A 15108-nucleotide genomic window follows, 5' to 3' on the forward strand; every position below is an offset into this window, starting at 1 on the left:
CCGCGTTCGTCACAGTGCCGCCCAGACCACCTTCCCGCCGCTCTCGAGCGGCACCGTGCCCCACGTCGTCGCGAGCTTGTGCACCGCGGCGAGCCCGTGCAGCGGCCGCTGGTCCGGGTTCGGTCGCGGGCGGTGCGGGTCGTCGTCACGCACGGCGACCGTCAGTTCGCCGTGGCGCAGCTCCACGCGCACCGCCGGTGCGTACGGCGTGTGCCGGATGGTGTTCTCGATCAGTTCGTTCGCGACCCAGACGGCGTCGTCCGCGCGGTCGTCCTCGATGTGCCAGCGCCGGCAGCAGTCCCGCACGAACGCGCGTCCCGCGCGTCCGCCCGAGGTGTTGCCGGGCAGCACCCGGTGTGCCACCCTGCGCGGTGGTGGCTCGCCCACCGACGCGATCGCGGCGCGCACCGTGCGGTGCGCGCCGGGCAGCCTGCCCCGCGGGTCGACGACGAGGAGCGGTACACCGGGCCAGTGCGCGAGCTGGTCGGCCACTTCGCCGAACAGCGTCGTCCGCGCCGGCAGCTCCAGTTCGGTGACGTCCACGAGCACCGCCCGTGGTTCGTCCGCCGCCGACGCCAGTACCCGGTCGCGAAGGGCGTCGCCGCTGCCGGCATCGAGCGTGCCCGTCGGCGTCAGGACGACGATCTCCTCACGGACCTCGATTCCCTTCTGCACGACCGTGTTCACCTCCCTTTCGATCCGGGTGCCCGGGGAGGAAAGGGGGAAACACGACGGATCGAGGTTTGTCGCCGCGTCAGGCGGGTACCGTCACCCCCACGGCTCGGGGGTCCACGGTTCGCTCGTCGTCACCGGACCGTGCGGGCGGCCGACCAGCGAGGCCGTCAGGTCGGTGAGCTCGCCGGTCGCGGTCACGGGTGTGCCGGTGCCCACGGTCCAGGTCCCCTCCGGTGTGACGAGCGTCAGCGCGCGCTCCGCCCGCATCCCGATCACGTGGTGGCACAGGTCGGCGGACCACTGGTCCGGGCCGTACCCGACCGCGAGGTCGGTCGTGTGGAGCTCCACCTCCCGCCACCGGCACAGCGCGACGTCGGCCAGCGTGCCGTCGCGGTACCGGACCGGCCGGGTCCAGTCGTCCACTGTGGACAAGGCGGCGGCCAGCCGGTCCGACGCGGTCGTGACCGCGGTGGCCAGCTCGCCGACCGGGCGGCCCGCGCCCGCCTCGATGGCCGCGGCGCGCGCAGGCCGGCCGCCGTCGTACACGTCGACGAGCCTGCCCGCCATGGCCTCGGTGACCTGGCGGGTCAGCGCGGCTGCCAGTTCGGCGAGGTGGGTGAGCACGTGTGCGCGCGTCCAGCCGGGCAGTGCGGACTCCGCGCGGACGTCGGCCTCGGAGAACTCGTCGACGAGTTTCGCGAGCCTGCGGTGGCTCACGGCCAGGTCGTCGAGGACTTTACTAATGGTTTCCGGCTGTTCAATCATTAGGCAGAAGCTAGCACCACATGGCTGAAAGCGGTAGAACCATTAGTCATGGCGTACCGGCACCTGGCACTGGAGTTGGCGAGCACGATCCGGCACGACGGGCACGGCGGTGTGACCGACGACCTGACCGGCGTCGACGGGCTGGCCGCGTGGCTGGCGGCCAACGCCGACCTGCTCGGCGCCGACACCGCACCCGCCGACGAGCAGCTCCGCGCGGAGCTGGCCGACCTGCGGTGGGCGGTCCGCTCGCTGTTCGCGCGCGCGGTGGCGCCGGGCGCCGCCGGGAAGATGGACGCGCCCCGCCTCCCGTCACCGGACGACGCGCTCGCCCGCCTCAACGCCGCCGCCGTGCCGCACACCACGAGGTTGACGTGGCCGACGGGCGGCGATCCCCGGCTGGTCCGCGAAACGCCGGGAACGGCGCCCGCCCGGCTGCTCGCCGCGGTGGCACGGGCCGCCATGGAGTTCCTCGCCGGCCCGGAGCGCGAACGGCTGCGCGCGTGCCCGGCGCCGCGCTGCGTGCGGTACTTCGTCAAGGAGCACGCACGCCAGGAGTGGTGCAAGCCGTCCTGCGGCAACCGGGCCCGCGTCTCGCGCTACTACCAGCGGCATCACACCTGAGCGAGCCGGTGCCCGGTGGTGGCGTCCACGTGCCCGGGCACCTCGTCGTGCTCGTCGCCGACCGACAGCGTGCCCGTCGGCTCCACCAGCAGCACGGCCGCGCCGTCGGCCGACGACGGCTTGTGGAACACCCCGCGCGGCACCACGAACACCTCGCCCCTGCGCAGCGTCACCGTGCGCTCGCCGGCCTCCTCGCGCAGGCCGATGTCGATCGTGCCGTCGAGGACCAGGAAGAACTCGTCGGTGTCGAGGTGGACGTGCCACACGTGCTCGCCGGCGAAGCGCGCGAGGCGGATGTCGTAGTCGTTGACGGTGGTCACGATGCGCGGGCTCCACGCCTCGGTGAAGCTCGCGAGCGCGGCGGCCAGGTCGATCGGTCGGTTCATGCGCCGATCCTGACGGTGGCGGACCCCCGCGCACGAGTGCTAGGAATCGCACATGCCGAAAGAATTCTCGCACCGGGTGGCGGTCCTCGTCGACGACGGGTCGAACCCGTTCGAGCTGGGGGTCGCCACCGAGCTGTTCGGGCTGCGGCGGCCCGAGCTCGGCAGGCCCTGGTACGACTTCACGCTGTGCGCGGCCCGGCGCTCGGTGCGGATGCACCTCGGCATGTTCACCATGACCGGCGTCGCGGACCTCGGCGCCGCGGCCGCCGCCGACACCCTGATCGTGCCCAACCGGCCCGACCCGGAGGTGCCCGCCGACCCGGCCGTGCTCGCCGCGATCCGCGCCGCCGCCGACCGGGGCGCCCGGCTCGTCAGCTTCTGCACCGGCGCGTTCACCCTCGCGCAGGCCGGCGTGCTCGACGGCAGGCGCGCGACCACGCACTGGCGCTGGGCGGCCGAGTTCGCCAGGCGGTTCCCGGCCGTGCGGCTGACGCCGGACGTGCTGTTCGTCGACGACGGGAACGTCCTCACCGCCGCGGGCAGCGCCGCCGCGCTCGACCTCGGCCTGCACCTCGTGTACCGCGACCACGGCGCGGAGGTCGCCAACGCGGTCAGCAGGCGACTGGTGTTCACCGGGCACCGCGACGGCGGCCAGCGCCAGTTCGTCGAGCGGCCGGTGCCGCCGGTGCCCGGCACGTCGCTCGCGCCCGTCCTCGAGTGGGCCCGGGAACGCCTCGACCAGCCGCTCACCGTGCCCGACCTCGCCGCCCGCGCGGCCACCAGCCAGGCCACGCTGCACCGCCGGTTCCGCACCGAGCTGGGCACGACGCCGCTCGCGTGGCTCACCACCGAACGCGTCACGCTCGCCTGCAGGCTCATCGAACGCGGCGAGCAGCGCCTGGACCGCGTGGCCGCGGCGAGCGGGCTCGGCACCGCCGCCAACCTGCGCGCGCAGCTGCGCAGGCACACCGGGTTGTCGCCGTCCGCCTACCGCCGTCGCTTCGGCCCGGCCGCCTGACTCACGCCACGCGGTACTCGCTGTCCGGGACGTCCGTGACGAACATGTGCCCCGGCGCGTGCGTGATCGCGAACGGCGGCTTCGACGCCATCAGCACGGCCTGCGGCGTCACCCCGCACGCCCAGAACACCGGCACGTCCCCGTCCTCCGCCACCGGCGGGTCGCCGAAGTCGGGGGTCGCGAGATCGGCGATGCCCAGCCCGGCCGGGTCGCCGACGTGCACCGGCGCTCCGTGCACGGCGGGCATCAGACCGCTCACCCGGACGGCGGTGCCGACCATGTCCGCCGGGATCATCCGCAGCGACACCACCAGCGGCCCGTGCAGCCGCCCCGCCGGGCGGCACTCGCGGTCCGTCACGTACATCGGCACGTTGCGGCCGTGCCGCAGCGGCACCCCGGCCGCGGCGAGCGCCGACTCGAACGTGAAGCTGCAGCCGATGAGGAACGCGACGAGGTCGTCGCGCCAGTGCGGGGTCGCGTCGGTGGGTTCGGAGACCAGCGCGCCGTCCTGCCACACCCGGTAGCGCGGCACGTCCGTGCGCAGGTCGGCGGCCGGGGCGAGCACCGTGCGCGGGCTGCCGGGGTCGGTGACGTCCAGCACCGGGCACGGTTTCGGGTTGCGCTGCGCGAACAGCAGCATGTCGTAGGCCCACTCCCTCGGCACCGCGATGAGGTTGGCCTGCGTGTACCCCGGCGCGAGCCCGGCGGTCGGGCCGGTGACCCGTTGCCGAACCTCCGCTGGTCTCATGACCGCAACGTTAGCCACGGCTCGGTACCGTTGTCCCCAACCGAGCCGGGATTGGAACATGAGCGGTTATTGGTTCAACATTCTGCTGGTCGGTGTGCTCGTGGTGCTGAACGCGCTGTTCGCGGGCAGCGAGATCGCCCTGATCTCGTTGCGGGAGGGGCAGTTGCGGCGGCTGGAACGCGACGGCGGCGCGGCGAGCAGGACGCTGGTCCGGCTCGCCCGCGACCCCAACCGGTTCCTCGCGACCATCCAGGTCGGCATCACCCTCGCCGGGTTCCTCGCGTCGGCGACCGCGGCCGTGTCGCTCGCCGAGCCCGTCGCGCCCCTGTTCTCGTTCCTGGGCAGCGCGCGGGAGGCCGTCGCGATCGCGTTGATCACGCTGGTGCTCACGTTCGTGACGCTCGTGTTCGGCGAGCTGGCGCCGAAACGGCTCGCCATGCAGTACGCCGAACGGTGGGCGCTGACCGTGGCCCGGCCGCTGGACTTCCTGTCCCGCGTGTCGCGGCCCGCGGTGTGGGCGCTGGGGAGGTCGACGGACCTGATCGTGCGGATGTTCGGCGGCGACCCCAAGGCCGGCTCCGAGCAGCTCAGCCCCGAGGAGCTGCGTGACCTCGTCGTCGGGCACCGCGGGCTCAACGCCGAGCAGCGCACGATCATCACCGGCGCGCTGGAGATCCACGAACGGATCCTGCGCGAGGTGCTCGTGCCGAGGCGGGCCGTGTTCACCATCCGCGGCGACGTGCCGGTGCCGCAGGCGAGGAAGGCGCTCGCCGAGTCGGGGCACTCGCGGGCCCCGATCGTGCGGGACGGGCACCTCGACGACGTGATCGGCGTGGTGACGCTGCGGGACCTGCTCGACGACTCGTCGTCGCTCGCCGCCGTCGCCCGGCCGCCGGTCGTGTTCCCCGACTCGGTGCGCGTGTCGGACGCGTTGCGCCGCTTCAAGGACGAGCGCGAGCAGTTCGCGCTGGTGGCCAACGAACACGGCGCGATCGACGGCATCGTCACCCTCGAGGACCTGCTGGAGGAGATCGTCGGCGAGATCTACGACGAGACCGACCCCGACGTGATGGCCGTGCAGACCCGGCCGGACGGCGCGCTGCAGCTGCCCGGCACGTTCCCGATCCACGACCTCGTCGACGTCGGGGTGGAGCTCGCGGACCGCCCCGAGGGCGACTACGCGACGATCGCCGGCCTCGTGCTCACCGCGCTCGGCCGCATCCCGACCGCGCCCGGCGACCGGGTGGCGCTGTCCGAGTGGACGATCGAGGTCACGGCGGTGGCCCACCACGCGATCACGGAGGTCCGCCTGCACCCGAAGCGGTGACGCGTTTGGCGGCGGCCGGCGGCGTCAACACCCGCGGGCATGACCATGACCTACACGAGCACCGTCCTCGACGCCCCCGACGCCCGCGAACTCGCCGACTTCTACCGCAGGCTGCTGGGCTGGACGACCGAGGAGGACAGCGCGGACTGGGTGGTCCTGCGCGACCCCGAGGGCACGGCGCGGCTGTCGTTCCAGACCGAACCGGAGTACCGGCGGCCGGTGTGGCCGGGGGAGCGGGGCGCGCAGCTGATGATGGCGCACCTGGACATCGAGGTGGACGACCTCGACGCGGAGGTCGCGCACGCCATCGACGAGGGCGCCGAGGTCGCGGGCTTCCAGCCGCAGGAACAGGTGCGGGTGTGCCTCGACCCCGCGGGCCACCCGTTCTGCCTGTACGTCGGCTGACCCCGGCGGAACCTTCCGCTGCCCCGAACGCCGCCTGGTCACGAGACTGGTGGCGGACGTCGACAGCAGGGAGCCGCCATGAACGGGACGCGGACGACGACGGTGGTGCTCGCGATCGTGCTCGGGGTGCTCGTCGCCGCGACGGGTCTCTTCGCCACCCTCTACCTCGTGGCGCGGTCGGCCACCGCCGACGTCGACGGGCAGGTCACCGTCACCGAACGGGAACTGGCGGGCGCCCGCGACCGGCTCGGCACCGTTCGGTCCACTGTGGACGAACTGGCGGCCGAGGAGCGGGACCTCGTCGACGCGGGCGACGCGCTGCGTGCCTGCGCCGACCCGACGAAGGACGCGCTGCTGGCCGTGGCGGAGGGCGACGACCCGGCCCTGTCGGCCGCGGTGGACCGGATGTTGCTGCACTGCGGGAGGTGACCGGTGAACGACCGCACGACCCCCATGTCCTACCCCGAGCTGCCGCACCAGCCCCGGCGGTCCCCGATCTCCCAGCCGTTCCCGCTGCCCGTCGCGTACCCGCCGCCGCCACCGAGAAGACGCGCCGGGCTCGTGCTCCTGATCGCCTGCGCGGTCGCGTTCGCCGCCGCCGCCGTGTTCGCCGGGCTGTACGTGGCCGCGGACGGCGACCACGACGCGGCGATCGCCCGGCTGGACGACAGGAAGGGAGCACTCGCCGACGTCCGTGCCCGGATCGGCGACGCGGAGGAGGCGCAGGCGGCGGCCGAGGCGCACAACGACGACCTGGCGGCGGAGAACGCGAAACTGACCACGTGCGTGGAGGCGGTGCGGCACTACCTGTGGGACGGCCTGGAAGGAGCCGCCCGCACGTCCGCGTTCGACGCGATGTACGACGCGTGCCAGTAAGATCCCCTGGCACGCCAGCGAACTGGGGGAGGCGGGGATGGACGGCGATCCGGCGACCGGGATGTTCGGCCCGTACCGGATCGAGGAGTTGCTCGGCCGCGGCGGCATGGGGGAGGTGCACCGCGCCTACGACACCGAGCACGACCGCCACGTCGCGCTCAAACGCCTGCCCGCCACCGCGAGCGAGGAGTTCCGCGCCCGCTTCCGCCGCGAGGCCAAGCTCGTCGCGGCGCTGAACGAGCCGCACGTCATCCCCATCCACGCGCACGGCGAGATCGACGGCCGGCTCTACCTGGACATGGCCCTGGTCGAGGGACCCGACCTGAAACGCGTCCTGGCCGACGGACCGCTGTCCCCGGCACGTGCCGTGGCGGTCCTCGGCCAGGTCGCCGCCGCGCTCGACGCGGCCCACGCGGCAGGCGTGCTGCACCGGGACGTCAAGCCGGCCAACATCCTCCTCGACGCCGACGGCACGGCGTACCTCGCGGACTTCGGCATCGCCCGGGAGCTCGCCGACGACGTGACGAAGCTGACGAACACCGGCGACTACATCGGCACCCTCGACTACATGGCGCCGGAACGGTTGATGCGCGGGGATTCCGCCGACGCCGCGTCGGACGTGTACTCGCTCGCGTGCGTGCTGTTCCAGTGCCTGACCGGCCGCGTGCCCTTCCCCGCGCCGGACTCGGTCGGCAAGTTGTCGGCCCAGCTCAACGACCCGCCGCCGGCGCCGTCGCTGTTCGACCGCCGCATCCCGGCGGGCATGGACCTCGTCGTGCGCACCGGCATGGACAAGGACCCCAAGCGGCGTTACCCCACCGCGGGCGAGCTGATGGCGGCGGCCGCCGCGGTGACCGCGGACGCGCCCACCGCCGTGCGGGCCGAGGCGACGCTCACCGGCGGCCACTTCGTGCAGCTGCTGATGACCGCGGTCGCCGGGCAGGACCACACACCGGCGCGCGACCTCGCCGACGCCTGCCCGTACCCCGGGCTGCAGAGCTTCGGGGTCCGGGACAGCGACTGGTTCTACGGCCGCGAGCAGCCGGTGCGGGACCTGCTCGCCCGGCTGTCCCGCGGGCGCGCCGACGACGGCCCGCTGATCGTGGTCGGTGCGTCCGGCGCCGGCAAGTCGTCGCTGCTGAACGCGGGGCTGCTCGCCGCGCACACCAGGTCGGGGGAGAAGGCGCTCGCCATGACCCCCGGCGACCGTCCTGTCGGGACACTCGCGGCCCGGCTCGCCGCGCTCACCAACGCCGACCCCGGCGTGCTCGCGCAGCGGCTGTGGCACCAGCCGGCGGACTTCGGTGTGCTCTGCCAGGCCGCCGCCGGTGCACGCGGACCGCTCGTCGTCGCCGTCGACCAGGCGGAGGAGCTGTTCACGCTCTGCCGGGACCCGAGGGAGCGGGACGTGTTCGCGACCGCGCTCGCCTGCGCGTGGCCCGCCCGCGTCGTGGTCGCCGTGCGGGCGGACTTCGTCGAGCACTGCATCTCGTTGCCCGCGCTGAAACCGTCGCTGGACGCGCCGTACGTGCTCGGTCCGCTGACCGCCGACGAGCTGGCCAGGGTGGTGACCAAGCCGGCGGAGGCGGCGGGCCTGGAACTGGAACCCGGCCTGGTCGACCGGCTGGTCACCGACGTCGGCGCGGGCCGCGACCCCGGCGCGCTGCCCCGGCTGGCGCACGCGTTGCGCGAGACGTGGCACAACCGCGACGGGAACCGGTTGACGCTCAACGGTTACCAGCGCACCGGCGGCGTCGACCGGGCCGTCGCGCTCACCGCCGACAGCGTGTACAACCGGCTGCCGGAACCGGAGCGCTGGGCGCTGCGCGCCGCGCTGCTGCGGATGGTCACGCTGCTCGACGGCGGCGGCATCGCGCGCCGCCGCGCCCGCCGGGACGAGGTCCCGCCCAGGGTGCTGGAGAGCCTCGTCGCCGCCCGGCTGGTGACCGTCGACCGGGACGCGGTCGCGTTGTCGCACGACGCGCTGCTGACCGCGTGGCCCCGGCTGCGCGAGTGGGTGGAGGAGGACCGGCAGGGGCTGCTCGTGCGCCAGCGGCTCGCCGAGGCCGCCGCCGCGTGGCGGGCGGGTGGGCAGGACCGCGGCGACCTGTACCGCGGCGCCCGGCTCGCCGCCGCGCTGGACTGGTCGGCGGGCCGCGCCGACCTCACCCCGGACGAGCGCGCGTTCCTGCAGGCGAGCGACCGGGACCGGCGGCGCACCACCCGCAGGCTGCGCGGTCTGGTCGCCGGGCTCGCGTCGCTGCTCGCGATCGCGCTGGTCGCGGGCGTGCTGGCGGTGATCTCCCGCAGCGAGGCGCAGGACCAGCGCAACGTGGCCCTGTCCCGCCAGTACGCGGCGGAGTCGCTCGCCGAGTCGTCCGTCGACCCGCTGGGCGCCATGCGCAAGGCCGTGCAGGGCTGGCGGGCCGGCCCGACGGCGGAGGCGCGCAGCGCGCTGCTGTCCGCGCCGGGCCTCACCTACCCGTCCGCGTTCGCGTCCGGGCTGGCGCAGGGCTACGCGATCGACGTCAGCCACGACGGCAGGTACGTCGCGGCCGGGTCCGGCGAGGGCGAGGTCGCCCTGTGGGACCTCGCGGAACGCAGGCGGCTCGACGTCGGCATCGCCGGTGCCGGCACGATCAGGGCGGTCCGGTTCTCCCCGGACGCGTCGATGCTCGCGGTGTCGTCGCTGCGGTCCGGCAACGTCGAGGAGAGCGGGGTGCGGATCTGGTCGGTGCCGGACGGCAGGCTGATCCGCAGGCTCCGCCACAACCTCAACGCGTTCGGGCCGGTGTCGTGGCGGCCGGACGGCGGCGCGATCGCGGCGGTGTCGGTGGACCCCGAGGGCGTCGGGCGGGTCGGTGAGTGGGAACCCCGCACCGGCAACCTGATCCGCTGGGTCACCCCGGCCGGCGGGGACGCGGCGAGCATCGCGTACGGCACGGCGGGTGACCGGCTCGCGGTCGGGCACCTCGACGGCACGCTCGACCTGTGGGAGCCCGCGACCGGCAAGCTCGTCGCGCGGCACGACGACCACCTCATGACCGCGGTGGGCGACACGGGGGAGGGCGTGCCGGTCCAGGTCGCGTTCTCCGCGGAACTGCTCGCGAGCACCAGCTTCATGGACAACACGATCCGGCTGTGGAACGCGCGGACGGGCGCGCCGGTGCGGCAGTTCGCGGACGTCACGCGCCACCCCAGCGACGCGGCCCAGGGTCCGATCGCGCTGGCGTTCGGCTCGGACGGTTCGCTGCTGTACACCAACAGCGACACCACGACCCTCACCGCGTGGCAGACGCTGAACGGCAGCTACTCCGGCACGCTCGCCCCCGGTCCCCGCGCGGGCACGACCGTCGGCAAGACGGTGCTCGCGATCGCCGTGTCCGGGGACGGCCGCACGAAGGTCGCCGCCACCAGCGACGGCACGATCCTGCGCTGGCACTCCAACCCCAGCTGGTACGTCAAGCCGATCGGGTCGGTGACCGCCGTCGCCTTCAGCCCGGACGGGCGGTCCCTGCTCGCCGGGGACTCCGAGGGTGAGCTCGACTCGTGGGAGGCGGCGTCGGGGCGGCAGCTCGCGAGCACGCGGCTCGACGGCGCCGTGCTCGCCACCCGCTACACCAGGCGCGGGGACCGGATCACCGGCACGGTGGACGGCACGTTCACGGTCACCGCGGCGCGGGCCGGGTTCGCCCGCCCGAGGTCGGTCCGCCTGGCGGGCCGCCAGTTCCGCGGGGAGCTGGCGCTGTCGCCGGACGGCAGCGTGTTCGCCGCCGCCCACCAGAGCCCGGTGACCGTCGACGACCCGGTCGACCACAAGGTCACCGTGTACGACGTGGCGACGCTCGAGCGGCGCGCGGAACTGGACCTGGGCACGAAGTCGGTCGCCGGGCTCACGTTCACCCCGGACGGCAGGCGGCTCCTCGCGCTCGTCAACACCGACGGCGACTCGACCCCGGATGGCGACCCGGACGGCGCGATCTCCTCCACGATGATCTCGTGGCGGGCGCCGGGGTTCGACGGTGAGAAGCGGGTGCTGCTCGACCGGAACACCTTGGCCACGCTGGCGCTCACCCCGGACGGCAGGCCCGTGCTCACCGCGGGCACCGACGGCGCCATCCAGGTCCGCGACCCGGTGACCGGCGAGCAGCGGGACTCGTTCGGCAGCCACACGGCGACCGTCCGCGAGATCGCGGTCTCGCCGGACGGCCGCATGGCCGCGACGATCACCACCGAGGACCCGGTCGTGCGGCTGTGGGACCTGAACAGCCACGAGCTGCTCGCGACCCTCAGCGGCCACGGCGGCGCGCTCAACGAGATCGAGTTCTCCCCGGACGGCACGGTCCTCGCGAGCGGCGGCACCGACACCGACGTCGGCGTGTGGCGGCTCGACCCGGACACGGTCGTGCGGCAGCTGTGCGACAACCTCGCCGACGCCGGCGCGGCGGACCTCGACGGCCTCGGCTGCTGACGGCGGAACGTTCCACTGCCCGCCGCCGTTCTGCGGTCGGCGGTGGTGCCCCGCCCGGTAATCTGCGGCAATGCTGCAGGTCATGGTGCGGGGCAACGACGTGCACCCGGTGCTCCTGACGGCGGGCGAGCGCCTGCTGTTCGGCCGCGACCCCCACAGCGCCACCGGCCCCGGCCCCGGCCGCGTCGAGCTGCGGCTGCCGGGCTGCGCGCCGCACGTGTCCGGCACGCTCGCCGAGCTGGTGGTCGGCAACGAGGCGGCGTGGCTGCGGTGGCTCGGGTCCGGTGAGGGCAGGCTGTCCAGCCTGCTGGACGCCCCGGGCGGCGCGCGGCGCGTGACGTTGGTGCGCGACATGACGGCGCTGCTCGACGGGGGCAAGAACGAGCTGGTCGTGCTGGCGGGCAAACAGGTCGGCGCCGAGCTGTTCACCGACCTGCTGATGACGTTCACCGTGAACGCGCTCGTCCCGGCCACCGCGGCCGCCCCACCCGTGCGCCGCGACACGGAGCTGAAACCCCACCTGCGCAAGGGACAGCTCACCCGCCACTCGAAGGAGTGGTTCGTCGCCCTGGCGCTGGCGGAACCATGGCTCATCGGCGACGACGACTCCCCGTTCCCGCCGACGAACCGGCGGATCTACGAACGGATCCGCGACTGGCGCGGCGGGCACGCGTGGAACCTCGAACGCCCCCAACGCGTCGACGACGCCATTCGCGTGGTGTCGCAGGTCGCGTTCGGCGAGCTGGCCGACCCGTACTCGGAGGCCCGCGAGGGCCGGATCCAGAACCCGAGGTTCGCGGTGGGCAAACGGGTCGCGGAGTACCGCCTGGTAACGGCCGACGACCTGGCAGAGGTCGAACGCGCAGCCCGCCACCCGTGACGCGCGCTGTTCGAGGGCGTTGCGTTGGGGCGTTGCGTTCGGGTGCGTTGCGGGGCCGGGCGCGCAGCGCCCGCAAACTCGGCAGGGTGATGAAGGGTCCTTTTGTGACGCCGAGCGCGGGGGAAGGGCCCTTGTCAGCGCGCTCGACCCAGCCGATGCGCCCGGCCCGCTGCGCGGGCCCGGGCGCGCAGCGCCCGGGTGGTGCGGTCGCGTGGGGAAGGACCCCTTCATCACGCTTGCCCATCGGTGGGGTGGCCCGCTGTGCGGGCCGGGCGCGTAGCGCCCGCAAACCCGGCAGGGTGATGAAGGGTCCCGTTGTCACGCCGACCGCGGGGAAGGGCCTCTTCATCACACTCACCCCAACCGATGCGCCCGGCCCACTGCGCCACCCGGGCGCGCAGCGCCCGGGTGGTCCGGCCGTGTGAGGAAGGACCCCTTCACCACGCCCGACTGAACCCGATGGCCCGGCCCGCTCAGCGGGCCGGGCCATCGCAGCGGTCCGCAAATCCCGGCTGGGCGACGAAGGACCCCTTCATCACCCAGCAACCCGGGCCGTCAGTCACCCATCAACTTGCCCACCTGCTCGATGATCGTCAGCACGCTCAGCACGCCGAACAGCGCGACCGACCACCCGAGCACGGCCATCCGCCCGGCCGGGATGCGAATCGGCCTGGGGAGCACCTTGCGGTTGAGCACGATCAGCAACCCGGAGTAGATGAACATCATCACGCCACCGACGCACGCCGAGATCACCAGCAGGATCAGCGGCTGCGCGAACCCGGCCAGCACGATCACGCACCCGATCAGCACGAGCACCCACACCACGCCGAAGTACAGCGTGCTTTCCTTGGCCTGCTTGACGTACGCGGTCTTGAGCACGTCCGCGACCAGCCGCGACGTGTAGTCGACGATGCCGAGCGCGGCCGCGAACAACGCGAACGCGCCGATCAGCCAGAACAGCGTGCCGAACCACGCGCCGACGGTCTCCTTGAGCACCTGGCCCTCGATCTGCAGGAACCCGATGTCCTTCGGCAGGTCGGCGCGGCCGTGCACGGTCGAGTACGCGAGCAGCGACGTGAACAGGATCGACACGAACGTGATCAGCACGAACGTGTACAGCTGCTCCCGGTTCGCGAACCGCCACCACGCCCGCCACCGGGACATGTGCTCGTCGGTCGGTTCGAAGATGAAACCGGTGCTGGGCGCGGCCTCCGGTTTGCCGGTGACCGGGCTCGTGATCCGCGGTACGTACCGGCCCATGCCGAAGCCCTTGTCGCGGATCCAGTTGCTCTGCACCAGGTTCTGCCCGCCGCCCGCGCCGGCGAACGCGAGCGCGCCCAGCAGGAACGCGAGGCCCAGCGGGTCGATCGGGATGCTCGCCTCGGTCACGATCTGCGGCACGTCCGCCCACGCGTCCGCGGTGATCGCGACCACCGCGCCGACGACCAGCAGCACCAGCACGGCCGCGACCTTCAGCATCTCGGCACGTTCCAGTGCCACGTACACCACGGGCGCGAGCGTGAGGATCAGCCCGATGGCGACGAGCATGCCGACGGAGATCCAGGTGACGTCGCCGCCCCACAGGTACGTCACCAGTGTCGCCGAGCTGGTCGCCCAGCCGGGCCACAGGTTCGCGAGGACCGTGAGGACCGCGAACACCAGGCCCCAGTGCCGCCAGAAGCGGCTGAAGCCGGTCAGCGCGGTCTCGCCGGTGGCGAGCGTGTACCGCTCGATCTCCATGTTCAGGAAGTACTGCGTGGCCAGGCCGATCAGCGCCGCCCACACGAAGACGAGCCCGACCTGGGATGCGATGTAGGGGAAGAGGATGAACTCGCCGGACGCCAGCCCGACACCGGCGGCGATGACGCCCGGCCCGATGATCCGCCACGTGGAGGTCGGCGCCTCCGGCAGTGGCCGGACCTCGGGTGCGGGTAACCGGCTGCTCGTGGGGAACCGGCTGGTCACCGAGGTTGTCACGTCGTTGTGCTGCCTCGTCATGGTGGTGATCCCTTCGCAGGGGGAGGAGATCTCCTCGAAGATCGTACTGCGGTTGTCGCCGCACCGGGTGACGAGCGGGGACCGGTCCCGGCACGGTCGTGGTTCACTGCGGTCATGTCCCGCCGCGCCGCGCTGTGCCTGCTCGTCCTCCCCCTGGCCGCCTGTATGTCCAGTGTGGACGGACAGCCGGTCGCGGGCGCGGCGCTCCCGCCCTCGTCGACGACGTCCGCGCCACCGCCGGTGCCTGCGGGCGCCTACACCCCGGGGGACTGCCTCGCGATCGAGGACGGCATCACCCTCGTCCCCTGCGCCGAGCCGCACGAGTACGAGGTGACGCGGTCCGGCGAGCTGCCCGCCACCGTGCCGGACACCTTCCCGCCCGAGCTGGACACGGTGATCGGCCCGTCCTGCCACGACGTGCTGGCCGACTACACCGGCAGCGCGGAGGTCGAGGCGAGCCTGGTCGAGGCGGCCTACGTCTGGCCGCACGAACCGGAGTGGCGGGCCGGGCAGCGGTGGTACTCCTGCCTCGCGGGCGTGTACGCGGACAACGGCGAGGTGGCCGCCCGCACCGGCTCCCTGCGCGACGTGCTCACCGACGGCCTCGGTGAACTGCGGCAGTGCCGGGTCGGCAGCCCCGCCGACCCCGGTCCGGCGCTCACGGTGCCGTGCGACCGCCCGCACCGCAGCGAGGCGGTCACCCCGGTCGTGGTGCTCGGCGAGCCGACCGACCCGCCGCCCGCGGCGGCCGACGTCCAGGACGTGATCTTCCGCGAGTGCAAGGCCGCCGTCGAGGCGTACCTCGGCGGCGAACGCGACGGTGTCGGCTTCGGCATGAGCTACGGCTCGCCGGAGCAGTGGATCGCCGGGTCCACCACGGGGACCTGCATGGCCATCTCGGACACGCCCGTCACCGGGCTCATGGGCACTCCCTAGGC

General features: G+C 73.5%; 14 protein-coding genes. 9 read left to right on the forward strand and 5 right to left on the reverse strand.

Annotated features, from left to right (window positions below):
- Positions 1–9: 9 nt before the first annotated feature.
- Together ACYQ77_RS40165 and ACYQ77_RS40170 are read right to left on the reverse strand one after the other, a co-directional pair.
- Positions 10–675: an ATP-binding protein gene (locus ACYQ77_RS40165; protein WP_459721897.1), complete on the reverse strand. Its 666-nt coding sequence runs from the start codon at positions 673–675 to the stop codon at positions 10–12.
- A 93-nt stretch (positions 676–768) separates the two neighbouring features.
- Entirely contained in the window at positions 769–1440 is a 672-nt protein-coding gene (locus tag ACYQ77_RS40170; RefSeq protein ID WP_459721900.1) for a maleylpyruvate isomerase family mycothiol-dependent enzyme, read from the reverse strand.
- 48 nt (positions 1441–1488) lie between these two features.
- On the opposite strand from ACYQ77_RS40170, the gene ACYQ77_RS40175 reads away from it, so the two are divergent.
- Positions 1489–2061: a CGNR zinc finger domain-containing protein gene (locus ACYQ77_RS40175; RefSeq protein ID WP_459721902.1), complete on the forward strand. Its 573-nt coding sequence runs from the start codon at positions 1489–1491 to the stop codon at positions 2059–2061.
- On the opposite strand, the gene ACYQ77_RS40180 is transcribed toward ACYQ77_RS40175, so the two are convergent.
- Positions 2052–2447 (reverse strand): cupin domain-containing protein, encoded by a 396-nt coding sequence (locus ACYQ77_RS40180; protein WP_459721905.1) that lies wholly within the window; start codon positions 2445–2447, stop codon positions 2052–2054. The genes ACYQ77_RS40175 and ACYQ77_RS40180 overlap by 10 nt on opposite strands.
- Positions 2448–2499: 52 nt before the next feature.
- Between ACYQ77_RS40180 and ACYQ77_RS40185 the strand changes: the two genes are divergently transcribed.
- Positions 2500–3465 (forward strand): helix-turn-helix domain-containing protein, encoded by a 966-nt coding sequence (locus ACYQ77_RS40185; RefSeq protein WP_459721907.1) that lies wholly within the window; start codon positions 2500–2502, stop codon positions 3463–3465.
- 1 nt (position 3466) lies between these two features.
- Here the strand turns inward: ACYQ77_RS40185 and ACYQ77_RS40190 are convergent, their stop codons facing one another.
- Positions 3467–4213 (reverse strand): putative hydro-lyase, encoded by a 747-nt coding sequence (locus ACYQ77_RS40190; protein WP_459721909.1) that lies wholly within the window; start codon positions 4211–4213, stop codon positions 3467–3469.
- 58 nt (positions 4214–4271) lie between these two features.
- Here ACYQ77_RS40190 and ACYQ77_RS40195 point away from each other — a divergent pair, with 58 nt between their 5' ends.
- The 6 genes from ACYQ77_RS40195 to ACYQ77_RS40220 all read left to right on the forward strand — a co-directional run bounded on the left by ACYQ77_RS40195 (position 4272) and on the right by ACYQ77_RS40220 (position 12172).
- The gene (locus ACYQ77_RS40195; protein WP_459721912.1) at positions 4272–5540 is read left to right on the forward strand and encodes a hemolysin family protein; all 1269 of its coding nucleotides are present in this window, start codon (positions 4272–4274) and stop codon (positions 5538–5540) included.
- A 39-nt stretch (positions 5541–5579) separates the two neighbouring features.
- Positions 5580–5945 carry a VOC family protein gene (locus ACYQ77_RS40200; RefSeq protein ID WP_459721915.1) on the forward strand — a complete coding sequence of 122 codons (366 nt, stop codon included), beginning with the start codon at positions 5580–5582 and terminating at the stop codon, positions 5943–5945.
- Between the two features lie 78 nt (positions 5946–6023).
- Positions 6024–6374: a hypothetical protein gene (locus ACYQ77_RS40205; protein ID WP_459721917.1), complete on the forward strand. Its 351-nt coding sequence runs from the start codon at positions 6024–6026 to the stop codon at positions 6372–6374.
- A gap of 3 nt (positions 6375–6377) precedes the next feature.
- A complete protein-coding gene (locus ACYQ77_RS40210; RefSeq protein WP_459721919.1) occupies positions 6378–6821 on the forward strand; it encodes a hypothetical protein in 444 nt (147 codons plus the stop codon).
- Positions 6822–6858: 37 nt separating this feature from the next.
- Positions 6859–11292 carry an nSTAND1 domain-containing NTPase gene (locus ACYQ77_RS40215; protein ID WP_459721921.1) on the forward strand — a complete coding sequence of 1478 codons (4434 nt, stop codon included), beginning with the start codon at positions 6859–6861 and terminating at the stop codon, positions 11290–11292.
- A gap of 70 nt (positions 11293–11362) precedes the next feature.
- Positions 11363–12172 (forward strand): hypothetical protein, encoded by an 810-nt coding sequence (locus ACYQ77_RS40220; RefSeq protein ID WP_459721923.1) that lies wholly within the window; start codon positions 11363–11365, stop codon positions 12170–12172.
- Positions 12173–12727: 555 nt separating this feature from the next.
- Here ACYQ77_RS40220 and ACYQ77_RS40225 read toward each other — a convergent pair.
- On the reverse strand, positions 12728–14170 hold the full coding sequence (locus tag ACYQ77_RS40225; RefSeq protein ID WP_459721926.1) for an Nramp family divalent metal transporter: 1443 nt from the start codon (positions 14168–14170) through the stop codon (positions 12728–12730).
- 114 nt (positions 14171–14284) lie between these two features.
- Between ACYQ77_RS40225 and ACYQ77_RS40230 the strand changes: the two genes are divergently transcribed.
- Positions 14285–15106 (forward strand): septum formation family protein, encoded by an 822-nt coding sequence (locus ACYQ77_RS40230; RefSeq protein WP_459721928.1) that lies wholly within the window; start codon positions 14285–14287, stop codon positions 15104–15106.
- Positions 15107–15108: the final 2 nt, after the last annotated feature.

It is taken from the genome of Actinophytocola sp. KF-1, from assembly GCF_054661535.1.

Coding starts and splice junctions, on each gene's coding strand:
- ACYQ77_RS40170 (WP_459721900.1), bottom strand. CDS start 1,440: ATGATTGAACAGCCGGAAACCATTAGTAAAGTCCTCGACGACCTGGCC.
- ACYQ77_RS40175 (WP_459721902.1), top strand. CDS start 1,489: ATGGCGTACCGGCACCTGGCACTGGAGTTGGCGAGCACGATCCGGCAC.
- ACYQ77_RS40180 (WP_459721905.1), bottom strand. CDS start 2,447: ATGAACCGACCGATCGACCTGGCCGCCGCGCTCGCGAGCTTCACCGAG.
- ACYQ77_RS40185 (WP_459721907.1), top strand. CDS start 2,500: ATGCCGAAAGAATTCTCGCACCGGGTGGCGGTCCTCGTCGACGACGGG.
- ACYQ77_RS40190 (WP_459721909.1), bottom strand. CDS start 4,213: ATGAGACCAGCGGAGGTTCGGCAACGGGTCACCGGCCCGACCGCCGGG.
- ACYQ77_RS40195 (WP_459721912.1), top strand. CDS start 4,272: ATGAGCGGTTATTGGTTCAACATTCTGCTGGTCGGTGTGCTCGTGGTG.
- ACYQ77_RS40200 (WP_459721915.1), top strand. CDS start 5,580: ATGACCATGACCTACACGAGCACCGTCCTCGACGCCCCCGACGCCCGC.
- ACYQ77_RS40205 (WP_459721917.1), top strand. CDS start 6,024: ATGAACGGGACGCGGACGACGACGGTGGTGCTCGCGATCGTGCTCGGG.
- ACYQ77_RS40215 (WP_459721921.1), top strand. CDS start 6,859: ATGGACGGCGATCCGGCGACCGGGATGTTCGGCCCGTACCGGATCGAG.
- ACYQ77_RS40220 (WP_459721923.1), top strand. CDS start 11,363: ATGCTGCAGGTCATGGTGCGGGGCAACGACGTGCACCCGGTGCTCCTG.
- ACYQ77_RS40225 (WP_459721926.1), bottom strand. CDS start 14,170: ATGACGAGGCAGCACAACGACGTGACAACCTCGGTGACCAGCCGGTTC.
- ACYQ77_RS40230 (WP_459721928.1), top strand. CDS start 14,285: ATGTCCCGCCGCGCCGCGCTGTGCCTGCTCGTCCTCCCCCTGGCCGCC.